This window comes from Streptomyces sp. NPDC037054, assembly GCF_055606745.1.
Window position 1 is genome coordinate 362,214 of record NZ_JBVJSJ010000003.1, and the last position, 24,243, is coordinate 386,456.

Annotated in this window: 22 protein-coding genes; 16 read left to right on the top strand and 6 right to left on the bottom strand. The window is 72.0% G+C overall.

What is annotated here, in order from left to right; all coding sequences use genetic code 11:
• Position 1: 1 nt before the first annotated feature.
• From ACZ7D7_RS10060 to ACZ7D7_RS10080, 5 genes are read left to right on the top strand one after another with little or no spacing between them, the layout of a single operon-like run.
• A complete protein-coding gene (locus tag ACZ7D7_RS10060; RefSeq protein WP_470823517.1) occupies positions 2-1,225 on the top strand; it encodes an FAD-dependent monooxygenase in 1,224 nt (407 codons plus the stop codon).
• Positions 1,222-2,451, top strand: a complete 1,230-nt coding sequence (locus ACZ7D7_RS10065) for an acyl-CoA dehydrogenase family protein (RefSeq protein WP_470823519.1) — start codon at positions 1,222-1,224, stop codon at positions 2,449-2,451. The genes ACZ7D7_RS10060 and ACZ7D7_RS10065 overlap by 4 nt, the downstream gene beginning before the upstream one ends.
• Before the next feature lie 5 nt (positions 2,452-2,456).
• The gene (locus ACZ7D7_RS10070) at positions 2,457-3,194 is read left to right on the top strand and encodes a thioesterase II family protein (RefSeq protein WP_470823521.1); all 738 of its coding nucleotides are present in this window, start codon (positions 2,457-2,459) and stop codon (positions 3,192-3,194) included.
• A complete protein-coding gene (locus ACZ7D7_RS10075) occupies positions 3,194-3,799 on the top strand; it encodes a class I SAM-dependent methyltransferase (RefSeq protein WP_470823522.1) in 606 nt (201 codons plus the stop codon). Before ACZ7D7_RS10070 ends, ACZ7D7_RS10075 begins: the two co-directional genes overlap by 1 nt.
• Positions 3,796-5,274, top strand: coding sequence for an MFS transporter (locus ACZ7D7_RS10080; RefSeq protein ID WP_470823524.1), 1,479 nt, complete (start codon positions 3,796-3,798; stop codon positions 5,272-5,274). Before ACZ7D7_RS10075 ends, ACZ7D7_RS10080 begins: the two co-directional genes overlap by 4 nt.
• A 22-nt stretch (positions 5,275-5,296) precedes the next feature.
• On the opposite strand, the gene alr is transcribed toward ACZ7D7_RS10080, so the two are convergent.
• Together alr and ACZ7D7_RS10090 are read right to left on the bottom strand one after the other, a co-directional pair.
• Entirely contained in the window at positions 5,297-6,424 is a 1,128-nt protein-coding gene (gene alr, locus ACZ7D7_RS10085) for an alanine racemase (protein ID WP_470823525.1), read from the bottom strand.
• Positions 6,425-6,543: 119 nt separating this feature from the next.
• Entirely contained in the window at positions 6,544-7,395 is an 852-nt protein-coding gene (locus tag ACZ7D7_RS10090; RefSeq protein ID WP_470823526.1) for a phytanoyl-CoA dioxygenase family protein, read from the bottom strand.
• 118 nt (positions 7,396-7,513) lie between these two features.
• On the opposite strand from ACZ7D7_RS10090, the gene ACZ7D7_RS10095 reads away from it, so the two are divergent.
• Positions 7,514-8,530 carry a LacI family DNA-binding transcriptional regulator gene (locus ACZ7D7_RS10095; RefSeq protein ID WP_470823527.1) on the top strand — a complete coding sequence of 339 codons (1,017 nt, stop codon included), beginning with the start codon at positions 7,514-7,516 and terminating at the stop codon, positions 8,528-8,530.
• A gap of 18 nt (positions 8,531-8,548) precedes the next feature.
• Here ACZ7D7_RS10095 and ACZ7D7_RS10100 read toward each other — a convergent pair whose 3' ends face one another.
• Together ACZ7D7_RS10100 and ACZ7D7_RS10105 are read right to left on the bottom strand one after the other, a co-directional pair.
• Positions 8,549-9,436, bottom strand: a complete 888-nt coding sequence (locus ACZ7D7_RS10100; RefSeq protein WP_470823528.1) for a transferase — start codon at positions 9,434-9,436, stop codon at positions 8,549-8,551.
• On the bottom strand, positions 9,433-10,764 hold the full coding sequence (locus tag ACZ7D7_RS10105; RefSeq protein ID WP_470823529.1) for a glycosyltransferase family 4 protein: 1,332 nt from the start codon (positions 10,762-10,764) through the stop codon (positions 9,433-9,435). The genes ACZ7D7_RS10100 and ACZ7D7_RS10105 overlap by 4 nt, the downstream gene beginning before the upstream one ends.
• Before the next feature lie 132 nt (positions 10,765-10,896).
• Between ACZ7D7_RS10105 and ACZ7D7_RS10110 the strand changes: the two genes are divergently transcribed.
• The 5 genes from ACZ7D7_RS10110 (at position 10,897) to ACZ7D7_RS10130 (ending at position 15,737) form a co-directional block, all read left to right on the top strand.
• A complete protein-coding gene (locus ACZ7D7_RS10110; protein ID WP_470823530.1) occupies positions 10,897-12,888 on the top strand; it encodes a LamG domain-containing protein in 1,992 nt (663 codons plus the stop codon).
• 80 nt (positions 12,889-12,968) lie between these two features.
• Positions 12,969-13,103, top strand: coding sequence for a hypothetical protein (locus tag ACZ7D7_RS10115; RefSeq protein ID WP_470823531.1), 135 nt, complete (start codon positions 12,969-12,971; stop codon positions 13,101-13,103).
• Between the two features lie 44 nt (positions 13,104-13,147).
• On the top strand, positions 13,148-13,582 hold the full coding sequence (locus tag ACZ7D7_RS10120) for a VOC family protein (RefSeq protein ID WP_470823533.1): 435 nt from the start codon (positions 13,148-13,150) through the stop codon (positions 13,580-13,582).
• An 887-nt stretch (positions 13,583-14,469) separates the two neighbouring features.
• Entirely contained in the window at positions 14,470-15,081 is a 612-nt protein-coding gene (locus tag ACZ7D7_RS10125; RefSeq protein ID WP_470823534.1) for an RNA polymerase sigma factor, read from the top strand.
• Positions 15,078-15,737: a hypothetical protein gene (locus ACZ7D7_RS10130; RefSeq protein WP_470823535.1), complete on the top strand. Its 660-nt coding sequence runs from the start codon at positions 15,078-15,080 to the stop codon at positions 15,735-15,737. The genes ACZ7D7_RS10125 and ACZ7D7_RS10130 overlap by 4 nt, the downstream gene beginning before the upstream one ends.
• A 306-nt stretch (positions 15,738-16,043) precedes the next feature.
• Here the strand turns inward: ACZ7D7_RS10130 and ACZ7D7_RS10135 are convergent, their stop codons facing one another.
• Positions 16,044-16,880 carry an oxidoreductase gene (locus ACZ7D7_RS10135; RefSeq protein ID WP_470823537.1) on the bottom strand — a complete coding sequence of 279 codons (837 nt, stop codon included), beginning with the start codon at positions 16,878-16,880 and terminating at the stop codon, positions 16,044-16,046.
• On the bottom strand, positions 16,877-17,461 hold the full coding sequence (locus ACZ7D7_RS10140) for a TetR/AcrR family transcriptional regulator (RefSeq protein ID WP_470823538.1): 585 nt from the start codon (positions 17,459-17,461) through the stop codon (positions 16,877-16,879). The genes ACZ7D7_RS10135 and ACZ7D7_RS10140 overlap by 4 nt, the downstream gene beginning before the upstream one ends.
• A 213-nt stretch (positions 17,462-17,674) precedes the next feature.
• On the opposite strand from ACZ7D7_RS10140, the gene ACZ7D7_RS10145 reads away from it, so the two are divergent.
• The 5 genes from ACZ7D7_RS10145 (at position 17,675) to ACZ7D7_RS10165 (ending at position 24,209) form a co-directional block, all read left to right on the top strand.
• Positions 17,675-18,649 (top strand): LacI family DNA-binding transcriptional regulator, encoded by a 975-nt coding sequence (locus tag ACZ7D7_RS10145; RefSeq protein ID WP_470823539.1) that lies wholly within the window; start codon positions 17,675-17,677, stop codon positions 18,647-18,649.
• A gap of 294 nt (positions 18,650-18,943) precedes the next feature.
• Positions 18,944-20,299: an ABC transporter substrate-binding protein gene (locus tag ACZ7D7_RS10150; protein WP_470823540.1), complete on the top strand. Its 1,356-nt coding sequence runs from the start codon at positions 18,944-18,946 to the stop codon at positions 20,297-20,299.
• 69 nt (positions 20,300-20,368) lie between these two features.
• Positions 20,369-21,280 carry a carbohydrate ABC transporter permease gene (locus ACZ7D7_RS10155; RefSeq protein WP_470823541.1) on the top strand — a complete coding sequence of 304 codons (912 nt, stop codon included), beginning with the start codon at positions 20,369-20,371 and terminating at the stop codon, positions 21,278-21,280.
• Complete coding sequence (locus ACZ7D7_RS10160; protein ID WP_470823542.1) at positions 21,277-22,176, top strand: carbohydrate ABC transporter permease; 900 nt, start codon at positions 21,277-21,279, stop codon at positions 22,174-22,176. Before ACZ7D7_RS10155 ends, ACZ7D7_RS10160 begins: the two co-directional genes overlap by 4 nt.
• Positions 22,173-24,209: a beta-galactosidase gene (locus ACZ7D7_RS10165; protein WP_470823543.1), complete on the top strand. Its 2,037-nt coding sequence runs from the start codon at positions 22,173-22,175 to the stop codon at positions 24,207-24,209. Before ACZ7D7_RS10160 ends, ACZ7D7_RS10165 begins: the two co-directional genes overlap by 4 nt.
• The last annotated feature ends 34 nt before the right edge of the window (positions 24,210-24,243 follow it).

Here is a 24,243-nt window from a genome sequence, read left to right on the forward strand (position 1 = left end):
CGTGCCCACCCCACCGAGCCCCACCAGGCCCGTACTCATCGCCGGCGCCGGCATCGGAGGACTCACCGCGGCTCTCGGCCTCACCCGGCGCGGCGTTCCCGTCGCCGTCTACGAACGACGGCACACCGGCGACATCCTCATGGCCGGCAGCGGCCTGACCATCTGGAGCAACGCCACCACCGCACTCGGCACCCTCGGCCTCGCCGACACCCTCCTCGCACGCGGCGAGCAGGTACGCGGCGGCACCAGCGTCAACGAACACGAACGCGTCATCTACCGCATGCGCACCGCCCGCTTCACCTGGCCGGGCAGCGTCCCCTCCGTCAGCATCAGCCGCGGCGACCTGATCGACCTGCTGATGGAGGCCTGCCGGGAAGCCGGCGTCCCCGTGCACTCGGGCCGGCGGTGCGTCGGCTACGAACAGGAGCCGGACGGCGTCGTCCTGAAACTGGAGGACGGGCGGACCGTGCGGGGCAGCGTCCTCGTCGGCGCCGACGGCATCCGCTCGGCGATCCTCGCCCAGCTGCACGGCGGCCTCCCGCGGCCGGTCTACACGGGACGCTCCACCTACCGCGGCATCAGCCCCACCCCCGAGGGCCTGGACGCCGGCACCGTCTACATGTTCCACCACGCCGGGACCCGTGTCGGCGGCGGCGCCTGGCACGTCGGCGGCGGCCGGGTCGCCTGGACACTCAGCTGCGAGGCCGAACCCGGCGAACGCGAGGACCCCGGCGTCCTCAAGGAACGCGCCACCCGGCTCGCCCGGCCCCTGCCGGGGCTGCCCAGCAGGCTCGTCGCCGCCACCGCCGCCGACGCCGTGATCCGGACCGACATCTTCTACCACGACTGGCGCGAACGCTGGGGCGACGGACGGGTCACCCTCCTCGGCGACGCCGCCCACGCCATGCCCACCGACCTGGGCCAGGGTGCCTGCCAGGCCATCGAGGACGCCGTCGTCCTGGCCGACGCCCTCGCGGGACACGACGATCCGGTGGCCGCCCTGCGCGCCTACGAACAGCGGCGCGTCCCGCGCGTGCGCTGGGTCCGGGAACAGGTGATGCGCCTGGTGAAGTGGCCCCAGATCGACAACCGGCTCGTCAAATGGCTCGTGACGAAGGTGATCGCACCCGTCGTCATCGCCGTGAAGCAGCGGTCCCTGTGGCGCGAACTGCAGCGCCCCCCGCTGCCCCGGAACACCACCACCGCGGTACGGGAGACACGATGACCAGCGCTCAGGACCGGCCCGCCCCGGTCACCTGGCTCACGGACGAGGAACAGTCCTGGCGCGAACAGGTCGCCGCCTTCGTGGAGAAGTCCGTCGTCCCCCGGGTCGCCGAGATGGACCACGCGGCCCGCATCGCACCGGACCTCGTCACGGAACTGCGCGGCGCCGGCCTCATGGCCGTCCACGTCCCCGAACGCTACGGCGGGCGCGGCGGCCGCCTCTTCGACGTCGTCGTCGCCATCGAGGAACTCGCGAAGGCGGACCCCGCCGTCGCCGTGTTCGTCGACGTCCAGAACGCCCTGGTCACCGAGGCTCTGCTCAGCCACGCGAGCGGCGACCAGAAACGCGCCCACCTGCCCGGCCTGGCCGGCGGCGGCGTCGGGGCCTTCGCCCTGTCCGAGGAACAGGCCGGCAGCGACGCGCTCGCCCTCAGCACCACCGCCCGCCCCGACGGCGACGGCTTCGTCCTGCACGGCCGCAAACGCTGGATCACCAACGCCGCCGAAGCGACCCTGTTTCTGCTGCTGGCCCGCGTGCCCGACCAGGGCCTCACCGCCTTCCTCGTCGACCGCCGCGCCGACGGCCTGACCGTCGGCGAACGCACCCCCAAGATGGGCATCCGGGCCACCTCCACCTGCGACGTGCTGCTCAGCGGCGTCCGCGTGTCCCGGCGCGCCGTCCTCGGAGCGGTCGGCCGGGGCGACGTCGTCGCCGTACAGACCCTCGACATCGGCAAACTGGGCATCGCCGCACAACTCGTCGGCCTGGCCCAGGGCGCGCTCGCCGCCGCCGTGTCCTACGCGCGCCGCCGCGTCCAGTTCGGACAGCCCATCGGCGCCTACCAGGGCGTGCGCTTCCCGCTCGCCCGCGTCAGCGCCGAGATCGAGGCGGCCCGCGTGCAGCTCTACAACGCGACCCGGCTCGCCGAACACGGCGTGCACACCGGTGAGCTGACCCGCGCGGCGGCCGTCGCCAAGTTCCTCGCCTCCGAAGTCGCCGAACGCAGCGCCTCGCTGGCCGTGGAGATCCTCGGCGGCCTGGGCTTCGCCGAGGCCGGGGGAGTGGAGAAGCTGTACCGGGACGCCAAGGTCGGCAAGATCTACGAGGGCACCAGCAACATGCAGTTCCGTGCCATCTCCGCCCACCTGCTGCGCGGAGTGACCGAACACACCGGCCAGGCACCCGGGTTGCGGGGCGACACCGGCGCCGCGGACCTCGGGGAGTGAGCGGCATGCGCCTGTTCTGCCTCCCCTACGCAGGCGGTTCCGCGCTGCGCCTCTACCACGCCTGGCAGGCCCTGCTGCCCCCCGACATCGACGTCCGGCCGCTCGAACTGCCCGGCCGCGGCAGCCGGATGGCCGAGTCGCCCTGCACGTCCGTCGACGCCCTCGTGGACGACCTCGTGCCGACCGTGCTGACCGCCCTCGACCGCGGCCCGTACGCGATCTTCGGGCACAGCATGGGCGGCCTGCTCGCCTTCGAACTGGCCCGCCGCCTGGAGCACGTGCACGGCCGGCCCCCCGCCCACCTCCTGGTGTCCGCCTTCGAGGCGCCCGACCTGCCGACCGAACCGGACCGCGACCACCTGCTGCCCGACGACGCGTTCCGTGCCCGCCTGCGCGAACTCGTCGGCACCCCCCGGGAAGTCCTCGACAACGACGACCTGATGGAGATCCTCATGCCCGTGCTCCGGGCGGACTTCACGGTCACCAACACCTACCGGTTCGCCTCCCCGTGGCTCACCCTGACCTGCCCGCTCACGGTCTTCGGAGGCCTGGACGACCCCGAGGCGCCCCCGCACACCCTGCGCGCCTGGCAGCACCGCACCACCGGCCCCTTCCGGCTCCGCCTGCTGCCCGGCAACCACTTCTTCCTCACCACCGAACGCGCTCTGCTCACCGAGGCGGTGCACACCGCCCTGGTCGCGGACGAGGCGGCCGTCGAACGACGCCGCGGAAGGAGGGCCTGATGCGCCCCTGGCTCTACAACACCCTGTACCGGCTGGGCATCGCCCCCTGGGACACCGGAGTACGGCCCCACCTCGTCGACCTGGTCGAGTCCGGGCGCATCAAGCCCGAGAACGGCGACCGCGTCCTGGACCTCGGCTGCGGCACCGGCTCCGAGTCGGTCTACCTGGCCCGCCACGGCTTCGACGTCGTCGGCGTCGACTACTCGCAGGTCGCCCTGGACCGGGCCCGGGCCCGCGCCGCGAAGGAGGCCCCGGAAAGCAGGTGCTGGTTCGCACACGGCGACATCAGCACCTACCCGCTCCCCGGAGTCGACGGCACCTTCGACGTGATCCTCGACTTCGGCGCCCTCGACGACATGACGGGCGCGCCCCGGCAGAACATGGCCCGCCTCGTCCACCGGTACGCCCACCCCGGGACCGTGTTCGTCCTGTGGTGCTTCTACGCCCGCCGGGACGACGTCCCCCGCGTCAAGTTCGCCGGCGTCTCCAGGATGCACAGCATGCTCGAACCCGGCGAGGAACAACGGCTGTTCGGCGACGGCTTCCACATCGAGCGCCTCGACTCCCCGGAGCACACCGCGTGCTTCGTGATGACGAAGAAATGACCGACACCGCGAGACCGGCCCTCCCCGTCGGCCGGCCCGAACGCGTCCTCACCCTCTGCGTGGTCTGCTCCGCCCTGTTCCTGGCCCTCCTCGACAGCACGGTCGTCGTCCTGGCGCTCCCGGCCGTCGGACGGGACCTGGGCGCCGACCTGACCGGCCTGCAGTGGGTCGTCGAGGGATACGTGTGCGCTTACGCCGCGCTGCTGCTCATCGGCGGCTACCTCGGCGACCGCTTCGGCAGACGCCGGGTGTTCCTCGCCGGGACCGCGCTGTTCACCGCGGGCTCCGTGCTGTGCGCCGTGGCCGGGACGGTGGGCGTCCTGACGGCCGGGCGCGCGGTGCAGGGCGTCGGCGCGGCGGCCGTCACCCCGCAGACCCTCGCCCTCCTCAGCCAGGTCTTCCCCGGCGAACGCGAACGCGCCAAGGCACTGAGCACCTGGTCCGCCGTCTCCGGCCTCGCCCTGCTCCTCGGACCGGTGGCCGGCGGATCCTCCGCCGAACTTCTCGGCTGGCGCAGCGTGTTCCTGCTCAACGTGCCCGTCGGCGTGTTCGCCCTCGCCGCCGGCCGACGCCTTCCCGCCCCGGCCGCGGTCCCCGGACGCCCGCTCGACCGTGCGGGACACGTCCTGATCGCGACCTGCCTCGGCTCGGCCACCTACGGCCTGGTGGAGGGCCCCCGCGTCGGCTGGACGGCGATGCCCGTGACCGGCGCCCTGGCCGTCGCCGCCGCGACCGCCCTGGCCCTCCTGACCGCGGAACGGCGGACCGCGCATCCGGCGCTGCGCCTGGACTTCTTCCGCAGGCCCGTCTTCACCGGCGCCACCGGCTCCATGTTCCTGATGGCCGTGGCGCTCAACACGGCGTACCTGGCGCTGAACCTGCTGATGCAGGTCCTGGGCGGGGCCTCGCCCGGCGAGGCCGGGACGCGGCTGCTGCCGACCATGGCGGCCATCGTGGCCGGAGCCGTCGTCGCGGGACGGGCGGGACAGCACCTCCCGGCCTGGCACCTGGTCGCCGCCGGCACCGCCCTGGCGGGAGTCTCCCTGCTGACCGTGGCCGTGCTGGCGGGTGGCCACTCGTACGCGGTCTGGTGGCCCGGCGCCGCGCTGATGGGGCTCGGCATGGGCCTGGTGATGTCGCCCAACAACGGGGCGATGATCGGCGGCGTCAGCCCGGAGGACACCGGCCAGGCCGCGGCCATGGGCGGGGTCCTGCAACAGGTCGGCGCCCTGCTCGGCGTCGCGGCACTGGGCGCCGTACTGGGACCGTCCGCGCTCGACGGACACGCCGCCGCCGAATCGGCCCGCGACCTGGAGAGCGGGCTGCGCCACGGACTGCTGCTGGCCGGGGTGTGCTGTCTGCTCGCGACGGCGGCGACCGTCCTGCTCACCCGGCCGCGAGGGGGAACCGTCACCGCGCCGGGACCGCCTCGCCCTCACGTCCCGCGCCGGCCACGGCAGAACGCCGACGACTGACGGGGATCACGGCCGGCCGGCGTCACGGCGTGTCGTCGTAGACGCGGGTGACGCGCGCGCCGATCCGGACGACGATCTCGTTGGCGATGGTGTCGAGCCCTCGCACCCAGTCGGCCAGGGTCGGCTCCCCGTCCAGCCCCGCCCCGAACAGCACCACCTCGTCACCGGCCGCCGCCGGGGCGTCGCCGAGGTCCAGCACGAACTGGTCCATGCAGACCCGGCCGGCGATCCGGTGGCGGACCCCCGACACCCACACCGGCACCGTGTTCCCCGCCGCCCGCGGCACCCCGTCGGCGTACCCCAGCGGCACCAGCCCGAGCCGGCCGGCGCGCGCGGTGCGGTAGGCGTGCCCGTACGAGACGCCCTGCCCGGCGGGCACCGCCTTCACCTGGGCCAGCCGGGCCCGCAGCGACATCGCGGGCCGCAGGCCGGCGTCGGTCAGCGGTTCCTCGGGCCACAGCCCGTACAGGGCGATGCCGGGCCGCACCAGGTCGAAGCACGCCTCGGGAAGCGTCAACGTGGCCGCCGAGTTGGCCAGATGCCGGACGGCGCCCCGGATCCCGGCGCGCTCGGCGAACTCGGCGGCCTGCCGGAACAGTTCCACCTGCGCGAGACAGCGCGGATCGCGGGGGTCGTCGGCCGAACCCAGGTGGGACCACAGTCCGGCCACGTGCAGCGTGCCGTCCGCCGCTCCCTTCAGCGCGGCGTCGACCAGCGCGGGCCACTCGGTGAGCGGACAACCGCCGCGCCCCAGACCGGTGTCCGCCTTCAGGTGCACCCGGGCGGGGGAGCCGCAGCGCGCCGCCGCCCGCCCGATCTCCGCCAGCAGGGCCACGTCGCCCGCGGAGAGGTCGACGCCGTGGGCGACGGCGGTGCCCCAGGCGGCGCCCGGTCCGTTGAGCCAGGTGAGCAGGGGGGCGTCGATGCCGGCGGCGCGCAGCCGCAGCGCCTCGTCGATGGTGGCGGTGCCGAGCCAGGTGGCCCCGGCGGCGAGGGCGGCCCGGGCGACGGGCACGGCGCCGTGACCGTAGCCGTCCGCCTTGACCACGGCCATCACCTCGGCGCGGCCCGCCCGCCCGCGCAGCAGCCGGGTGTTGTGGCGGACGGCGTCGAGACTGATGCGGGCCAGGGCTGCCGGTTCATCGCTCACGCGCGACAACCGTAGGGCGGCGCGGCGGGCGCGGGCAGACCCGGCCGTGCGGTCGGTCGCCCTGCCCGATCGGGTAGCAAGCCGGGGGCACCGCGACCGGACCGCCGACCGGCGGGGGCTCATGCGTCCCCCATCACCAGCCCTTCGATGGTGTGCTTCTGCGTCACCGGCGTCAGCTCGTCCACCACGGCGCAGTCGAGGTGCCGGCGCACCCGCTCGGACAGGGTGTCCCAGTAGCCGCGCGTGACCGCCATGTCGTGCCGCTCGCCGTTGTCCGCCTCGGGGCCGTCGACACCGAGGACCAGGACGGGGCGGGACATGGCGGACTCGTTGGCCGTGCCCCGGTGGATGGTGAGCGCCGTACGGGCGGAGATGTCGCCGCGCTGCGGGTACTTGCGCACGGCCCGCTCCTGGTAGCGGCCGTAGCTGGACCGGGGCGGGAACATGCCGTGCTCGAACTCGGGGCCGTCGTCCCACTGCGTGCCCGGCGCGATCTCGAACGGCCCCATGTCCGGTGTGGTGTCGACGGTCGTCAGGTTGAAGGCGAGCGAGGTGAGGCGCCGCTCGCGCCGGGTCTCCTCCGGGGCGGGGAAGTCGCGGTGCCAGGGCTGGTTGACGGCGCCCGCCAGCGGTACGTCGAAGCCCAGTTCCACGACGCGGTACTCCGGCCCGAGGACCGCCGTGCACACGGAGCGCACCCACGGGTGGTCGACCAGCTCGACGAAACCCCTGATCTGCTCGGGGTGGATCTCCACGTAGTAGCGGTTCGGGCCGCGCCCGACCGCGCCGCCGGGGCGGGAGAGGGCCTCCTCGAACGCGGCCTCGACGTCCTCGCGGAGCCGGTCCACCCACGGCACGGGGAAGGCACCCTTCAACGCGGTGATGCCGTCCTCGTAGAGGGCCGACACCTCGGCCGTGACGTCGACGTCCAGCTCACTGGCGCTGATCCCCGCAAACACGTGCGACCCCATGGTGCCCCTCCTGGCCCTCGGTGACTGGCTCACATGGTGCATCGATGATTGCAACGTTGCAACAGGGCCGGGCAAGATCCCTGGTGCCGCCCCCGGCCGACGTGGGAGGATGACCGCCGTGAGGAGCCGTCTGAAGGATGTCGCCGCCGTGGCAGGCGTGTCGGTACGCACGGTGTCCAATGTCGTCAGCGGCTCGGCGGCCGTGGCGGAGGAGACCAGGGCACGGGTCCAGGCGGCCCTCGACGAGCTGGGTTACCGCCCGAACCTCGCCGCGCGCAACCTCCGCGCCGGCCGTACGGGGCTCATCGGCCTCGCCATCCCCGAACTGCACTCGCCGTACTTCTCGGAGCTCGCCGGCCTCCTCGTCGACGCCGCGCAGCAGCGGTCCTGGACCGTCGTCATCGACCAGACCTTCGGCGACCCGGAGGCGGAACGCAGGCTCCTGGAGGACAGCGGCGGCCGGCTGGTCGACGGCCTGATCATCAGCCCGTGGTCCGTGAGCCCGGAGGAACTCGCCCTCCGCGCCCGCGACGTCCCCGTCGTCCTGCTGGGCGAGCAGGACCCGAACGGCGCCGCCGACCGGGTGGCCGTGGACAACGTCCTCGCCGCCGACCAGGCCACCACCCACCTCATCGGAACGGGACGCCGCCGGATCGCCGCCATCGGCCTCCAGCCGCACCTGCACAACGGCACGGCCCGCCAGCGGCTCGACGGCTACCACAACGCCCTGCGCCGCGCGGGCCTGACACCCGACCCGGCTCTGGAGAAGCCGGTCGCCGCCCTGCACCGCCGCGACGGCGCGGAGGCGATGACCGATCTGCTGAAGTCCGACGCGCGGCCGGACGCCGTCTTCGCGTTCAGCGACGAACTCGCCCTGGGCGCCCTCCACGTGGCGTGGCAGAGCGGCCTGAGCGTCCCGCACGACCTCGCCGTGGCCGGCTTCGACGACGTCGAGGACGCGCGCTACTCCAACCCGCCCCTGACGACCGTCGTCCCCGACAAGCGGCAGATCGCCGAATGGGCCCTGCAGTGCCTGGCGGACCGCATCTACAGCCCCGCCGCGGACGTGCCCCCGCTCGACGTGGTCGTCCCGCACCGCCTGGAGATCCGCGGCAGCACCGTGCGCGCCGGCTGACGCGACACGCCGGAGGCCTCAGCCGGCCGGTCTCACCTCCACCGACAGGTCGTTGTCGACGGTGTAGTAGGGGCGCACGGCGGCGGAACGGGGAGGCGGGCCGGCGACGCGGACCGTGGCCGCCGGGTGGACGAAGACGTCCTTGCGGTCGGCCACGTCGTCCAGCAGCCGCCCGACGCGGACGGACGGGCCGCTCTTCGGGTGCAGGCGGATGTCCCAGACGCGGTTCCCGGACCCGCCCTCGGCGGCCAACTCCGCGTGGTCCACGGTGAAGGAGAACCGCGGACCGCCGTCCCCGACGCGGGCGGGCAGCTCCTTCGCCCGGCCCTGCCCGTCCCTCGGGTGGAGCCGCACGACGGCCGGCCCGGAGAGCGGGACGCCGCCGTGCACACGGGCCCTGACCGTCATCGACCGGTCCGTGGTGTCGATGCCCTCGACCTCGGCATGGGCGGTGCGCAGCCACGTCCGCAGCGCGAGGAAACCGTCCACGGTGGTGTACGGCACCCGCACGGCGACCGGCGACGGCCAGTCACGGGTGTGCCCGTCGACCAGGGCCCGCAGATCCCGGAGCCCCGGCCGCAACCGCTCCCGCGCGGCCGACGGCTCACGCAGCAGATACACGTCCCAGCGCCCCTCGGCGAGGGCGGGCCGAGGCGGGAGAACGGCGCGCAGGCACCCGCCGCCCGCGGTCTCGTCGGCGACGGGCTCAAGGTCGAGGGGGAGCAGGGTGGTCTCGGGCTCCCCCTGCCGGGGCCGCAGCCGAAGCAGCAGCCGACTCGAAGGACCAACGCCCATGACCGGTACGGCAGTCCGGGCACGCACGACGAACGTCACCCGCCCGTCGGCGTCGATGGTGCAGTCGACGCGGGGCGGCGCTTCGGGGGCCGGGCCGGTCACCTCGTTCACCGCTGCCTCCTCACGACGGTGCGCAGCGCACCACGGGCGGCGCCACGGGCAGCGGCGTGCGCGACGTCCCGGGCGGCGTAGTAGGTCTGTTGGACGAGTGCACGGCGGGACCCTCGGGAGTCGGTCGCGGGTGCGGGTGCGGGTGCGGGTGCGGGTGCGGGCGTGGACGTGGGCGCGGAGGGCCGCCCGCGTCCTCTCCGAGCCGCCACAGCCTCGGAGATGAGCTGCTCGGCCTGGTCAAGGACCGGACCGGGGGCGAAACGCGCCGAGTTCCGCGCGGCGGCCCGGCCCATCCGGCGCCGCCGCTCGTCGTCGCGGACGAGCTCCAACAGGGCGCCGCCCATGGCCTCGTGGTCCCCGACCGGCACCAGACGGCCGTCGACCCCGTCCTCGATGATCTCGCGGGGCCCGTGCGGGCAGTCGGTGCTCACGACCGGCAGTCCGCAGCGCATCGCCTCGACGATGGTCATCCCGAACGGCTCGAAGTCGGACGCGGCGACCCCGATCGACCCCTTGACCCACTCGGCCTCCATGGGAGCGGCGGCGCCCATCAGTAAGGCGTTCTCGCACAGGTCGAGACGCTCGATGAGATGCCGCAGGGAGGCCTCTTCCTCACCCTTGCCGTAGATGCGCAGCTGCCAGTCCGGGTGTTCGGCGGCCACCGCGGCGAAGGCGCGCACGAGCAGGTCGTAACGCTTCACCGGAACGAGGCGGCCCGCCGCGATCACCACCTTCCCGGTGCCGTCCGCGGCCGGGAGCACCGGATCCGGAACACTGTTGGGCAGGGCCGCCACGCGCACGCCGGGCAGCCGCATCTTGCGCCGGTAGGCGGCTGCGTCGGCCTCCGTGACGGTGGTCAGCACGTCCAGCCCGCGATAGGCCCGGCGCAGGCCGGTGCGCAGCCGCGGCGGGTGGTTGTCCAGGGTGAGGTGCTCCTGCCCCACACGGGCGACCCGCTGCGGCGCCTGCCGCGCGAGATGCACGTTGAGCCCGGGCCGCGTCCCGATGACCGCGTCGGCGTCCGTGGCGGCGAGGAATTCGCCGATGCGCAGGTCGGTCAACTCGCTGTACTGGTGGTACCGGTACTCGGCCCTGGGGAAGACCCGCGCCGGTCTGCGGTGCAGTGGATGCTCCTTGTCGCACCGCAGATCCACCAGGGGGCGCAGGGTCACGCGCGGATCCAGCGCGAAGTTGGGGTTCTCCCGGTGCCGCAACACGGAGACGATCTCCACCTCGTGCCGTCCGGCGAGGGCCTGGGCCAGATTGAAGGTGGTGGTGATCGTGCCCCCGATCCCGTAGGCGTTGTGCAGCAGGAAAGAGATCTTCATGGCGGACTAGACCTGAGGGGAGGCCCGAGGGTTGCCCGCTGTTACGGGTTTGTGCCCGCGACTCCGCCGCTGCGGGGCGACAAGAAATCGCTTCTGCGTGTCAGTGGCCTCTGTTAACTTCATGCGGCTCTGGTGATCAAGAGCGTCAGGGCGAGAGCCTACGTCGCGGCGCCACCGACCCTCGGTGCCGTCCTGCACGATCCGACGGAGGACGACCGGCCCGGCGAAGGCAATCGGGTCAAGGGCGAGTTCGAGGCCTGGTGGACCGACGCGGAAGGAGTGGAGCAGCGCCGCTCCTACACCACCTACGAAGTGCCCTCCGGGTCGCGGTCGCTGTGGCGGATGCCGGCGGACGTCCCGGCGAACACGGTGGTGTCGTGGCACGTCCGCGCCAACGACGGTACGACGACGTCCGCGTGGAGCTCGGAGGGCGACGGGTCGGTCTGCCAGTTCGAGTACGACGACGTCAGCCCGGAGAACGCGGTCGTCACGTCGACCGACTACCCGGAGGACCAGATCCAGGACGGCGTCGGCGTCTACGGCAGCTTCACCGTGGCCTCCCCGTCGGACGACGTCGCCGAGTACCGCTACGCCTTCATCGGCGGCACCTACAAGACCGCGAAGCCCGACGAGCTGGGCGGCCCCGCCACGATCCGGCACCTGCCGCTCAGGACCGGCCCGGACTACCTGAGCGTCCGCGCGATCGACCGCGCCGGCCGCAGCAGCGGGACCACCACGTACACCTTCCGGGTCAAGTCCGGCCGTGCACCCGTCGCCCACTGGAAGCTCGACGACGCGGCAGGAGCCACGAGCGCCGCCGCGCAGACGGGTACCGCTGCCCGCGCGGGCAGCGGCGTGACCTTCGGAGGCCCGGCGCCCCGGGGCACCGCCGCGACCGCCACCGCCGCCTTCGACGGCAGCGCCCACGGCTTCCTCACCCCGGACGCCCCGGCCACCGATGTCGGCGAGACCTTCGCCGTCAGCGCCTGGGTACGCCCCGCCCAGACCGACCGGACGATGACCGTCGCCAGCCAGGACGCGGGAGAGGCGGCAGCGTTCCGCCTGGGCCTGAGCAGCCGGGACTCCGGGCCGGCCTGGTCGTTCGGCATCGGCGACGCCCGGGTGTCGGGCGGCGCTCCCGAGACCGGTGAATGGGCCCACCTGCTGGGGCTGTACGACGGCGAGACCGGCAAGGCACAGCTGTACGTCAACGGCCACCGGGTCGGCACCGCCGCCGACGCCACGCCCGTCGGCACGAACGGCGCCTTCCAGATCGGACGGGCGCGCAGCGGGGACGGTTACCAGGCGCGGTGGCAGGGCGACATCGGTGACGTGCGGGTGCACGACAGGGTCGTGGTGCCCGACGAGGTGGCCGAACTGGGCCGCCGTATCGCGAAGTTGCTCGGCCACTGGTCACTGGAGAGCGCGACGGGCGGCGCGAGCCCCGAGCAGAAGGGCGGCGCGCCGCTCACGCTCGGCACGGGCGCGACGATTTACCGGATCCCCGACGGCTCCTGCCTCCCTGAGGCGGATCCCGACTGCGTGCCCGTGCCGCCCGCCCTCGTCGGCGACGGACACCTGCGGCTCGACGGCACGACCGGGCACGCGGCCACCGAGGGCCCGGTCGTGGACACCGGGGACAGCTTCACCCTGGGCGTGGTGGTCCGGCTGGCGGACTCCGAGCCGGACCACCCGATGACGGTGGTGTCCCAGGCCGGTGAGCACACCGACGCGTTCAAGGTGCGGTACGAGCCCTCCGCGCACGCCTGGCAGCTGATCATGCCGGAGAAGGACGAGGCCGGCGCCGCCGAGACGGTGGTGTCCCAGATGGAGATGCCGGACGGCGGCGAGGGCCCCGGGCACCGCCTAGCCGTGGTCTACGACGACGCCACCGACACGGTGAAGCTCTATCTGGACGGGGTGACCAACGCCCAGGCGACGGGAACCGTCCCGAACGGCTGGCGCAGCTCGGGCGCGCTGCAGATCGGCCGGGCACAGGCCGGCGACGGCTGGGGCGAGTACCTGCACGGCGACGTCGACGAGGTCCAGGCGTACGCCGGGGCGCTCAAGGACTCGGCCGTCAGCATGCTGGGCTGGGGGACGGACCCCTGCGTCGAGTGCTAGATCGCGTCTGAGAAGGGCCTCGCCCTGCGCCGCGATGACTGGGGTTTGGGGCGAGGGGTCTTTCCGACGATCAGTGGGCCGTGCTGGAGCCGGTGCCGGTGCCGGTGCCGGTGCCGGTGCCGGTGGTGGTGGTGCGAGGCGGGGCTTCAGCCTGCGGCCCACGCATCAGCCTCGAAGACGCGACCGGCTCCTGGCTCGCCCTCAATGCCGACTGACAAATGAGGGGCGGGGTGCTCCTGGTACGCGGTACGGTGCGCCGATGTCAGAGATCAAGAAGTTCCAAGTCACCTTTGACTGCGCAGAACCTGAGCGCCTCGCTCGCTTCTGGTGTGAAGTGCTGGGGTACGTCATGCCACCGCCACCCGAGGGGTTCACCACGTGGGACGAATTCAACCGCACCCTGCCTCCTGAGAAGCAGGGATCATGGTCCGCCTGCAGTGATCCCTCAGGCGTGGGCCCGCGCCTGTTCTTCCAGCGCGTCCCTGAAGGCAAGATCGTCAAGAATCGGGTGCATCTCGACGTCCGGGTCGGCACCGGGCTAGTGGGGGACGAGCGCCTCGCCGCGCTCGAAGCCGAGTGCGCACGACTGGTCGCGCTCGGTGCGACCCATGTGCAGACGTTGTATGCCGATGAGGAAAACGAGTCGTGCATCCCGATGCTGGACATCGAGGGCAATGAGTTCTGCATCGACTGACCATCCTTCGAGCCGGACGACGGTTCGGAATGAGCAGCCCGGCGCCCCGATGGCCACCGTCCGCGATGACAGACATGACCGATCAACTGATCGGCCCATCGAGGCCGAGTCCTCCGCGATTTCGAGGTCGAGATGGCAGCGACCCATGGCGCTGCCCGCGCCGGTGACCGCGCCGTCGAGCTCGAACGCCGCCTCCACGGCCTCCTCGACCTCGTCACGATCGATCGGCAGCCCCACGAGCACCATCTCGATGAACACCCGATCCTCCCTCCCGATCGGGCGAACCATAACGGGAAGCGGGGCCTGCCCACTGCCCCACGGCAGTACGAGGGTGCCTCTTGAGGGAGCGGGCGACGCGACGGCGCGCTTCGAGGTTGATTCCCGAGCTTGACTCGTTGGGCTCGCGGTGGGCGCAGGCCCTGCGTGCCACGATGGGCGGCATGAGCCACCCTCCGCACCAAACTGCGGGATGCTCATGAAGGTCCCGGGCCAAAGGGCGTCCCGTAGAGGCCGACTGGGCAGGCAGCCATGCACGACCTCTCCCCAGGCCGGGCTGCCGCGCCCGAGTTGGGTTCAGGCCCGGACACAAGCACGTGTGACGGAGAACACGGTGGGCCCGAGTTGGCCCGCCCCCGCTCCGGGGCGCACTCGTCATGCCTGGTCAGAGGTCTACGGACGGTGATGGGCGGCGCTCGTCGAAGATCGCGTTGCGTTGCCCCTCAGGAACGGATCGTAATTTTCTCCGGTCGCATGAGTGTTCCGCCCTCACGCTCACTTAGGTAGGAGACAGGCCCAACAGCCCACCGGTACCCGCGAGTTGGCGCCGGTGCCCTGCCGACCTCAATGGAGAGGATCTCGCTCATGTCCCTTGTCGAGGGGAGCGGCGCGTGAGCCACGACAACGCCTGCGAGAGTTCCCCGCCGCCTGACCACCACACCGGACTGTCCCAGTCGATGTACGTCCCGCTGGACCTCCCGCTGGACTTCGAGGCGTTCTACCTCGGCCACCAGGAAGCCTTCCACGCCTACGCCGAGCTGCACTTCGGCACCCGCGCCGCCGCCGAGGAGGTCATCCACGAGGTCTTCCTGGAGATCCACGCCGGCTGGACGGAACTGCTGAGCGCTGGGAGCCTCGAACAGGGCGCGTGGGCGATAGTGCGGCGAGCCGTGCACGACCAGTTGGAGGCCGAGGGGCGGGCGCCCGCGTTCATCATCAACGGGCCGATCGCCCAGGCGCTGGCCGCCACCAAGGACAAGCTTCGGACGATGGAGTCCACCACCGGCCTGTACGAGGCGATCGCCGAGCTGCCCAACCGCCAGTTCGAAGTCATCGTGCTGCGCTACCTCCTGGGCTACCCCACCTCCAAGGTCGCCTGGTTCATCGGCATAGACGAACGCACCGTCGGCCACCACCTCCGCCGCGGCAAGGAGCGGCTCCGCGTGCGGCTCGGCATCCCCGACGACCGCAAGAAGCCCAAGCAGAAGGGAGAACGACCGTGAACACCACCATTGATGACCTCCTGGCCGAAGCCAAGATCCCGGTGTCCTCGCCGGACGGCTTCGACGTCGCGGCGGGCCTGCGCCGACTCGCCGCCGATGCCTCCCGCCGAGCCCCGGCCGCCGAGACCACCCGCGCCGCGCAGGCCCTGCAGCGCCTGGGCGTGGTGTGCCGGTGGGTCCTCAACGAGCCGGACGCCGCCGTCCACGTCGACAAGATCGCCGAAAGCCCCGACCGGGGCTCGGAGATCGACGTCGACGGCGCACTCGTCTTCGCCTGCCTGCTGTACCTGACCGGACACCCGGAATCCGCACAGTTCTGGTGGCAGCTCGCGGCCGGTGCCGGAAGCCGTGCCGCCGCCTACTGCCTGCACCTGCACCACCTGTCCGTGGGCGAGTCCAAGCGGGCCCGGCATTGGTTCCACCAGCTCACGCACTCCATGGCCGACACCGCACCGCCGGACGCCGCGTTCATAGAAGGGCTGGAGATCTTCGCGCGCTACGTCCGTACCAACGGATCCCGCGCGCTGCCGCCCACCGGCCGCCTGGAGAGCGAGATCGACCGGCTCGCCGCGCGCACCTCCGGCTGCTCTGTCATCGTCGCCCGCCCCGACCGTCAACTCGTCGCCCGACTCGAGGAGTTCACCGCCAGCCGCTGATCCACGGCCGGCCTGGTCCACGACCTACGACAACACCGCCACGACGACGTCATCCAGAAGGGGATGTCCCCGTGCTCCCTGCCCACCACCAACCCCCTCCGCACCACCGCCCGCGCCCCCGCCGGCAGTGGCTCACCACAGTCCTTCACCGGGCCGCCCGGCACCGCCGCACGGCACTCGCCCACATGCTGCGCGGAGCCTGCTACGGCATCGGCACCGGAGCGATCAGCCTCGTCTACGTATGGGTGGAGCGCCTTTTGCAGGCCCACTGAACGACGGGTCCCGCCCACGCGGATGTCGACGCCGTCACGCCCTCCCGAACTGCGCCCTCAGATACGCGTCGAAGGCCCTCCCGCCCAGCAGGCGGCGCATGTGGACCAGGGCCACTGCGGCGGGGGTCACCACGTAGCGCGTGCGGGGGCGGGCGGTCGTGATCGCGCGTTCGACGGCGCCGGCCACGGCGTCCGGGCCGGCGGAGAGGAGCCGGGAGCGGTAGGAGTCCGTCATCTTCCGGCCGACGGTCCTGGTGAGCGCGGCGTACGCGCTGTCGGCACCCTGGGATTCCGCGAGCGTGCCGGAGGCCGTGCCCTCGAAGCCGGTGCGGATCAGGCCCGGTTCCACCAGGGACACCTTCACCCCGAAGGGCGCGGCCTCGAAGCGCAGGGCGTCGCTCAGCGCCTCCACGGCGTACTTGCTGGCGTGGTAGTAGCCGCCCACGGGGAAGACCAGACGCCCGCCCATGGAACCGATGTTGACGACGCGACCGCGGCCGGCCGCGCGCATGCCGGGCAGGACCAGCTGCGTGAGGCGCGCCAGGCCGAACACGTTGGTCTCGAACTGCCGGCGCACCGCGGTCAGGTCCGTCTCCTCGACCGTGCCGTACTGGCCGTACCCGGCGTTGTTGACGAGCGCGCCCACGGCCCCGTGGCGTTCCTCCACGTGTGCCACGGCCGCCCGCATCGAGTCCTCGTCGGTCACGTCCAACGCGAGCGTGTGGATGCCGAGTCCGGCCAGGTCGGCGAGCGACTCCGGGCGTCGCGCCGTGGCGTAGACGGTCAAGCCGTCGCGCCGGGCCAGGCGTTGGGCGGTGGCCCGGCCTATCCCGGAGGACGCGCCGGTGATCAGAACGGAAGAAGTCGTCATGCGAAGTCCTTCGGGCCGCCGGTGAGGCCGGCGATCATCAGCTCGACGCCCTGGCGGAGCAGGTCGAGGGGGGTGTCGGGGTCAGTCGGGTCCGCTTCGAGGCCACGGGTGAGCGCCAGCAGGAGCTCCGCGACGCTCGCGGCCCCCGGCTTCCCGCGATCCGTGCCGCCGGACTGTTCGAGGGCGTCGCGCAGCAGCCCCCGCATCGTCTCGTCGTAGCGCGAGAGGAGGTCGCTGGACACGCGGGCGTCCACCGCGAGCAGTTCCGCGGCGTGCGCCGGGCTGTCGCGCCAGACCCGCATGACCATGCGCAGCTTGGCGTGCAGCGCGCCGGTGAGCCGCGCGGCCAGGTCGCCGTCCCGCGCGAGTGCCTCCCGCGAGGCGTCGAGCGCCTCGTCGAGCATCCGCTCCACGAGGCGCCGGAAAGCGTCCTCCTTGTTGCGTACGTGCTGGTAGACGGCCGGACGGGACATGTCGGCGGTGCGGGCGATGTCCTCCATCGTCGTGCGGCGGACGCCGTGCCGTGTGAAGCAGGTGTAGGCCGCGTCGAGGACGAGGCGCAGACGTTCATCGGCGGACATGCTGACAATCTATGCGCAGAATGTCACAGCGTCAAGGTGTCGGCCCGCGTCAACGGCGTTCGGTCCCCGCAGCGGCGTCGTCCCCCATCAACGCCGTCGGCGCGCGTCAATGCCGGCGGCCCGTTGCCCCCTGGAAGCGCTTCCACCCGCGCCCGACCCGTGAAGTAGGGTGACCGCTCGAAGGGAGCGTGAGCAGTGCAAGAGCGGGTCACCATGGCAGACGTCGCCCGTGCGGCCGGAGTCTCCTCCGCCACGGTCTCCTACGTCCTGTCCGGCAAGCGTGCCGTGGCCCCCGAGACGCGGGCGGCGGTGGAGTCCGCCATCGCCGAGCTGGGATTCACCGTGAACACGGCGGCGCGCAGCCTTCGGACCGGCCGCTCCAGCATGGTCGCGCTCATCGTGCCCGACATCGCCAACCCCTTCTTCGCCCAGCTCGCGGCCACTCTTCAGGAGGAGCTGCGGGGCATGGGCATCCACGTGGTCGTCTGCAACACGCGCGCCCGCCGGGACGAGGAACGCGCCCTGCTCGCCGAGGCGGTGCAGCAGCGCTTCGCCGGTGTCGTGATCACGCCGTTCCGGCTGCTGCCCCGCGACATGGAGACGCTCACCGCCGCCGGTATCCCGGCCGTCGTGAGCGCGGACGTGTCGTTCGGCCCCGTCGACCTGGTCACGCCGGACGCCCGGACCGCGACCCGGCAGGCGCTGGAGCGCGTGACCGCCGCCCAGCGGCGCCGCATCGCGATGATCGCCGGGCCGCGGGACGCGACGGGCGGCGACCCGCGTCTGGAACTCCTCAGGGCGCTGGCCCGGCAGTTCGGCACCGCCCTGCCGCGCGAGCTGGTGATCAGAGGGGAGCACACGCGCGAGGCGGGCGCCTCCGGATTCGCCGAGCTGATGAGCCGCCGCTACCGCCCGGACGCCGTGTTCTGCGCCAACGACGTGATCGCGGTCGGCGCCATGGACAAGGCCCGCGAGCTGGGGATCGACATACCCGGCGAGGTGGCGCTGGTGGGCCACGACGACGCCTCCTTCGCCTCCCTGGTCCACCCGCAGCTGACGACGATCCGCTACCCCGCGGAGAGTGTCGGCCGGGCCGCCGCCCGGCTGCTGAAGGAGCGGCTCGACGGCCGCAGCGTCCATCGGACCGTGCGGGTCAGGGCCGAGTTCGTCGCCCGCGCTTCAGCCTGACCCAACCGTTCAAAACGGCACAAAAGCACTCAACGTGGCTCTGCTCTGCCTTGATGAGCCACCGTAGCGTAATCGATTCCGCATGACGAGACCGCCTGGCACATGGATCGAAGAGGAGAAGAAAGTAGCAGGTAAAACCCCATGTAGCCGGTCGTTGTGCGGCGAAACCGAGGGTCACGAAGTGAACTCGATGGCCGCGAATTTCGCCAAGACTGTTGACTTCTGTGGATTCCTGTTGTGAAGGTTGCGGCCACCGCTTCAACGGGGCGGACCCTCGGCACAAGGAGCAACCTCATGGCGACGCGTGATCGCACTTCCCTCATGGCCAGACGCTGCGTGATCGGTGCGGCGGTCGTGGCCCTCACCGCGGCCACCGGCTGCGGTGGCGGCGGCAACGACGACGCCGGGGCCGACGACTCCTGCAAGGAGTCCTCGGGCAAGGTCACCCTGCAGTACTGGTCCTGGGTGCCGGGGATGCAGGAAGCGGTGGACGTCTGGAACAAGCAGAACCCGGACATCCAGGTGAAGTTGAAGACCACGCCGGCGGGCAACGCGGGCACCTACCAGAACCTCTCCAACGCCCTGAAGGCCGGCAAGGCCCCCGACCTCGGCCAGATCGAGTACGACTCCCTGGCCAGCTTCCGCCTCAAGGAGGGCCTGCGCGACATCTCCGCCTGCCCCGGAGTGGACGCGGCGGGGGAGAAGTTCGTCGACTGGACCTGGTCCCAGGTGGAGTTCGGGGCCGACGGCAAGGACGGCGTGTGGGCCGTGCCGCAGGACACCGGCCCCATGGCGCTGTTCTACCGCAAGGACGTCTACGACAAGCTCGGCCTGAAGGCCCCCGCCACGTGGGAGGAGTACGCGCAGCAGGCCCGCGCGATCAAGAAGGCCGGCAAGTACATCACCCACTTCTCGCAGACGGACCCGAACTGGTTCACCGGCCTGCTGTGGCAGAACAAGGCCACCATGTTCGAGCGCGACGGCGACGCGTGGAAGGTCGCCGTCGACCGGCCCGAGAGCCGTCAAGTAGCCGACTACTGGCAGAAGATGATCGACGACAAGCTCGTCGCCACCGACCTCCAGGGCTTCTCGCCCGCGCTGTACAAGGCGTGGAACTCGGGCGAGGTCGTCACCTGGATCAGCGCCGCCTGGGGTTACAGCACCATCCGCGACAACGCCAAGGCGACCGGCGGCAAGTGGGCCGTCGCCCCCATGCCGCAGTGGGAGGCGGGCGGCAAGCAGGCCGGCAACTGGGGCGGATCCACCACGGCGGTGCTCGGCAAGAGCGAACACCCGGCGGAGGCCGCCAAGTTCGCCCTGTGGCTGAACACCGACCCCGAGGCACTGGAGATCCTCAACCGCGAGGGCGGGCTGTACCCGGCCGCGAAGGCCGGACTCGAACTGCCCGCGCTCAAGCAGCCGGTGGACTTCTACGGCAAGCAGAAGATCTTCGACGTCTTCGCCGAGGCCTCCGGGAACGTGGACACCGACTTCACGTGGGGACCGACCATGACCGACACCTATCGCTACCTCAGTGACGGCACCGCGAGTGTGATCGGCGGCAAGAGCACCCTCGCCGACGTGCTGAAGCAGACCGACTCGCAGAGCGCCGAGTCCCTGCGCAAGCAGTCGCTCGACGTCCGCGACTGACCGGTCGTCCGACCTGCCACGTCCCTGCCGCCCGCGCGCGGCAGGGATCAGCACCCGCAAAGGCCTCCCGTGACTTCCACCACCGCCCCGCCCGGGGAACGCCGCCGGCCGCGCCGGACCCTCGCGCCGTACGGGTTCCTCGCCCCGTTCCTCATCCCCTTCGTCCTGTTCACCCTCGTACCGGTCGGCTACGCCTTCTGGCAGAGCCTGCACAAGACCGAGCGCACGGGCGGCACCTTCGGCCGCACCCAGTCGGTGTTCGCCGGGTTCGAGCAGTACGCCGACATCATCGAGGCGCCGTTCTTCACCGAGAGCGTGCTGCGCGTCACCGGCTTCGCCCTCGTGCAGATCCCCGTCATGCTGCTGCTGGCCCTCGCCCTCGCCCTGCTGCTGGACTCGGCCGTGGCCCGCGCCAAGCGGTTCTTCCGCCTCGTCTACTTCGTGCCGTACGGCATCCCCGGCGTCGTCGCCGCCCTCATGTGGGCGTTCCTGTACGACCCGCGGCTCTCGCCGATCGTCGACCTGCTCGACTCGGCCGGGGCGCACGTCGACCTGCTCGGGCCCGGCGCCATCCTGTGGTCCATCGGCAACGTCGTCACCTGGACGTACACCGGCTACAACATGCTCATCCTGTACGCGGCCCTGCAGGCCGTGCCGTCCGACATCGAGGAGGCGGCCCGGATGGACGGGGCGAGCGGCTGGACCATCGCCCTGCGCATCAAACTCCCCATCATCCGGCCCGCCCTGATCCTCACCGGGGTGTTCTCCATCATCGGCACCTTCCAGCTGTTCACCGAACCGCAGGTCTTCCGCTCCATCTCCACGAGCGTGACCAGCACCTACACGCCCAACCTCGCCGCGTACTCGCTCGCCGCCGGCGACGACTACAGCGGAGCGGCGGCCCTCTCGGTCCTGCTCGCCGCGGTGACGTTCCTGCTGTCCTTCCTGTTCCTGCGCTTCACCTCCAGGAGGCAGTCATGAGCATCCTCACCCGCACCGAGGGCGCCCACGCCGCCGTCGCCCCGGCCGCACGACGGCCCCGCGTCACCGTCTCGACCGTCGTCGCCGTGACCTTCATGGTGCTGGTCGCCTGCTACATGCTGCTGCCGGTGTACTGGCTGCTCGTCTCCGCCACCAAGAGCCAGAGCGACCTCGTCAGCACCCAGGGCCTGCTGCCCGCCGAGTGGCACCTCGGCGACAACCTCGGCTCGCTCTTCGCCCAGCAGGACGGCGTGTTCGCCCGCTGGCTGCTCAACAGCCTGCTGTACGCCGGGTTCGGCGCGGCCGTCGCCACCCTGCTGGCCGCCGCGGCCGGCTACGCCCTCGCCAAGTACACCTTCCGCGGACGCGAGGCCGTCTTCTCCGTCGTGCTCGGCGGCGTCCTCGTCCCGGCCACCGCCCTCGCCCTGCCGCTGTTCCTGCTGTTCGCGCAGGTCGACGCCACCAACACGTTCTGGTCGGTGTTCCTGCCCAGCATCGTCAGCCCGTTCGGCGTCTACCTCTCCCGCATCTTCGCCGCCGCGTCCGTACCCGACGAGGTGATGGAGGCCGCCCGCATGGACGGGGCGAGCGAACTGCGCATCTTCCGCACCATCGCGCTGCGCCTCATGGCACCCGCCCTGGTGACGATCTTCCTGTTCCAGTTCGTGGTCATCTGGAACAACTTCCTGCTGCCCCTGGTGATGCTGCAGGACGACCGTCTCTACCCCGTCACCCTCGGCCTGTTCACCTGGCAGTCGCAGACCAGCAGGCTGCCCGAGCTGCAGACCCTCACCATCGTGGGAGCCCTCATCTCCGTCGTGCCCATCGTGCTCACCTTCCTCCTCCTGCAGCGCTACTGGCGCGCCGGACTCGCCGCCGGAGCCGTGAAGTCGTGACGCATCCCCTCACCGGACTCAACCGCCGCCTCGGGGGCATCGCCTACGGCGGCGACTACAACCCCGAGCAGTGGCCGCGCGAGGTGTGGCACGAGGACGTACGACTGATGCGCGAGGCCGGGGTCAACCTGGTGACCGTGGGCGTCTTCTCCTGGTCCCGTCTCCAGCCGCGCCCCGGCACGTACGACTGGAGCCTGCTCGACGAGGTGCTCGACCTGCTCCACGAGCACGGCATCGCCGTCGACCTCGCCACCTCCACCGCGGCCCCGCCCCCGTGGTTCACCCGGCAGCACCCGGACGCCCGGCCCGTCACCGCCTCCGGCGTCCGCCTGGCGCACGGCAGCCGGCAGGTCTTCTGCCCCAGCCACCCCGCCTACGCCGAAGCGGCAGACGCCCTCGTCGCCCGACTCGCGGAACGCTACGGCCGGCACCCCGCGCTCGCCCTGTGGCACGTCCACAACGAATGGGGCAACCACAACGCCCTGTGCTACTGCGACATCAGCGCCGCCGCCTTCCGGGTCTGGCTCCAGGAGCGGTACAAGACCCTGGAGAACCTCAACGAGTCGTGGGGCACGGACTTCTGGGGCCAGCGCTACGGCGACTGGGAGGAGATCGACGCGCCCCGCGACACCACGGCGTTCCGCAACCCCGGGCAGGACCTGGACTACTGCCGCTTCTCCTCCGACTCCCTCCTCGCCCGCCACCGTGCCGAGGCGGACCTCCTGCGCCGCCTCGCGCCCGGCGTTCCCCTGACCACCAACCACCTGGGCACCCTGGAGAAGAAGGTCGACGCCCACGCCTTCGCCGCCGAGTGCGACCTCGTCTCCCTCGACCACTACCTGCCCGCCGCCGACCCGGACGGCCACATCGACCTGGCCCTCAACGCCGACCTGGCCCGGGGCATGGCCGGCGGACGTCCCTGGCTGCTCATGGAGCACTCGACCTCCGCCGTCAACTGGCAGCCCGTCAACGTGGCCAAACGCCCCGGCGAGACCCGGCGCAACAGCCTCACCCACCTGGCCCGCGGCGCGGACGGCATCATGTTCTTCCAGTGGCGGCAGTCCCGCGCCGGCGCCGAGAAGTGGCACTCCGCGATGCTGCCGCACGGCGGCACCGACACCCGGATCTGGCGAGAGGTGCGCGCCCTCGGCGCCGACCTGGCACGCCTCGGCGACGTGACCGGCACGCGCGTCCAGGCGGACGTCGCGATGCTCTTCGACTGGCAGAACTGGTGGGCCCTCGAACTGGAGGCCCGCCCCTCCGCCACCCTGCGCTACCTCGACATCGTGCGCGACTGGTACGAGGCGCTGTGGACCTCGAACATCACCTGCGACGTGGTCCCGCCCGGCACCGACCTGACGCCCTACAAGGCGGTCTTCGCCCCCAACCTCTACCTCCTCGCCGACCGGCACGCCGACGACCTCGCCCAGTACGTGCACGGCGGCGGGCACCTGGCCGTCGGCTGCTTCAGCGGAGTGGTGGACACCTGCGACCGCGTGCGCCTGGGCGGCTACCCGGGCGCCCTGCGGGACGTACTCGGTCTCCTCGTCGACGAATACCTCCCGCTCCGGCCGGGCGAGACGATCCGCCTCAGCGACGGCACGTCCGCCGGGCACTGGGCCGAACGCGTCGAGCCGAAGGGCTGCACCCCGACGCTCCACTTCGCCGACACCCGCGACGGCGGCCCGGCCCGCGGCGGACCGGCCCTGACCCGCCACACCTACGGCGAGGGCACCGCCCGGTATCTCGCCACCCGCCCGGCGCGCGACACGCTGCGCGAACTGGTCCGGCAGGTCGGCGAGGAGGCGGGCGTCCGTCCCGTCGCCGACGTCCCCGAAGGCGTCGAGGCCGTACGCCGCACCGGACCCGACGGCTCCTTCCTCTTCCTCCTCAACCACACCGACACCGACGTCGAGGTGTCCGCCGGCGGAACCGCACTGCTGGACGCCGCCGGCGGCGACGGCTCCCGCACCGGGATCCCGGCCGGAGGCGTGGTCGTCCTGCGCGAGAGCGGTCCCGCGCAACACACTTGACCGAGCGGCCCCGCACCACACAATCCGCCCTTCG

Bases quoted from the DNA above. Each gene is read 5' to 3' on its own strand.
- ACZ7D7_RS10065 (WP_470823519.1), top strand. From the start codon at position 1,222: ATGACCAGCGCTCAGGACCGGCCCGCCCCGGTCACCTGGCTCACGGAC.
- ACZ7D7_RS10070 (WP_470823521.1), top strand. From the start codon at position 2,457: ATGCGCCTGTTCTGCCTCCCCTACGCAGGCGGTTCCGCGCTGCGCCTC.
- ACZ7D7_RS10075 (WP_470823522.1), top strand. From the start codon at position 3,194: ATGCGCCCCTGGCTCTACAACACCCTGTACCGGCTGGGCATCGCCCCC.
- ACZ7D7_RS10080 (WP_470823524.1), top strand. From the start codon at position 3,796: ATGACCGACACCGCGAGACCGGCCCTCCCCGTCGGCCGGCCCGAACGC.
- ACZ7D7_RS10090 (WP_470823526.1), bottom strand. From the start codon at position 7,395: ATGGGGTCGCACGTGTTTGCGGGGATCAGCGCCAGTGAGCTGGACGTC.
- ACZ7D7_RS10105 (WP_470823529.1), bottom strand. From the start codon at position 10,764: ATGAAGATCTCTTTCCTGCTGCACAACGCCTACGGGATCGGGGGCACG.
- ACZ7D7_RS10120 (WP_470823533.1), top strand. From the start codon at position 13,148: ATGTCAGAGATCAAGAAGTTCCAAGTCACCTTTGACTGCGCAGAACCT.
- ACZ7D7_RS10135 (WP_470823537.1), bottom strand. From the start codon at position 16,880: ATGACGACTTCTTCCGTTCTGATCACCGGCGCGTCCTCCGGGATAGGC.
- ACZ7D7_RS10140 (WP_470823538.1), bottom strand. From the start codon at position 17,461: ATGTCCGCCGATGAACGTCTGCGCCTCGTCCTCGACGCGGCCTACACC.
- ACZ7D7_RS10145 (WP_470823539.1), top strand. From the start codon at position 17,675: ATGGCAGACGTCGCCCGTGCGGCCGGAGTCTCCTCCGCCACGGTCTCC.
- ACZ7D7_RS10150 (WP_470823540.1), top strand. From the start codon at position 18,944: ATGGCGACGCGTGATCGCACTTCCCTCATGGCCAGACGCTGCGTGATC.
- ACZ7D7_RS10160 (WP_470823542.1), top strand. From the start codon at position 21,277: ATGAGCATCCTCACCCGCACCGAGGGCGCCCACGCCGCCGTCGCCCCG.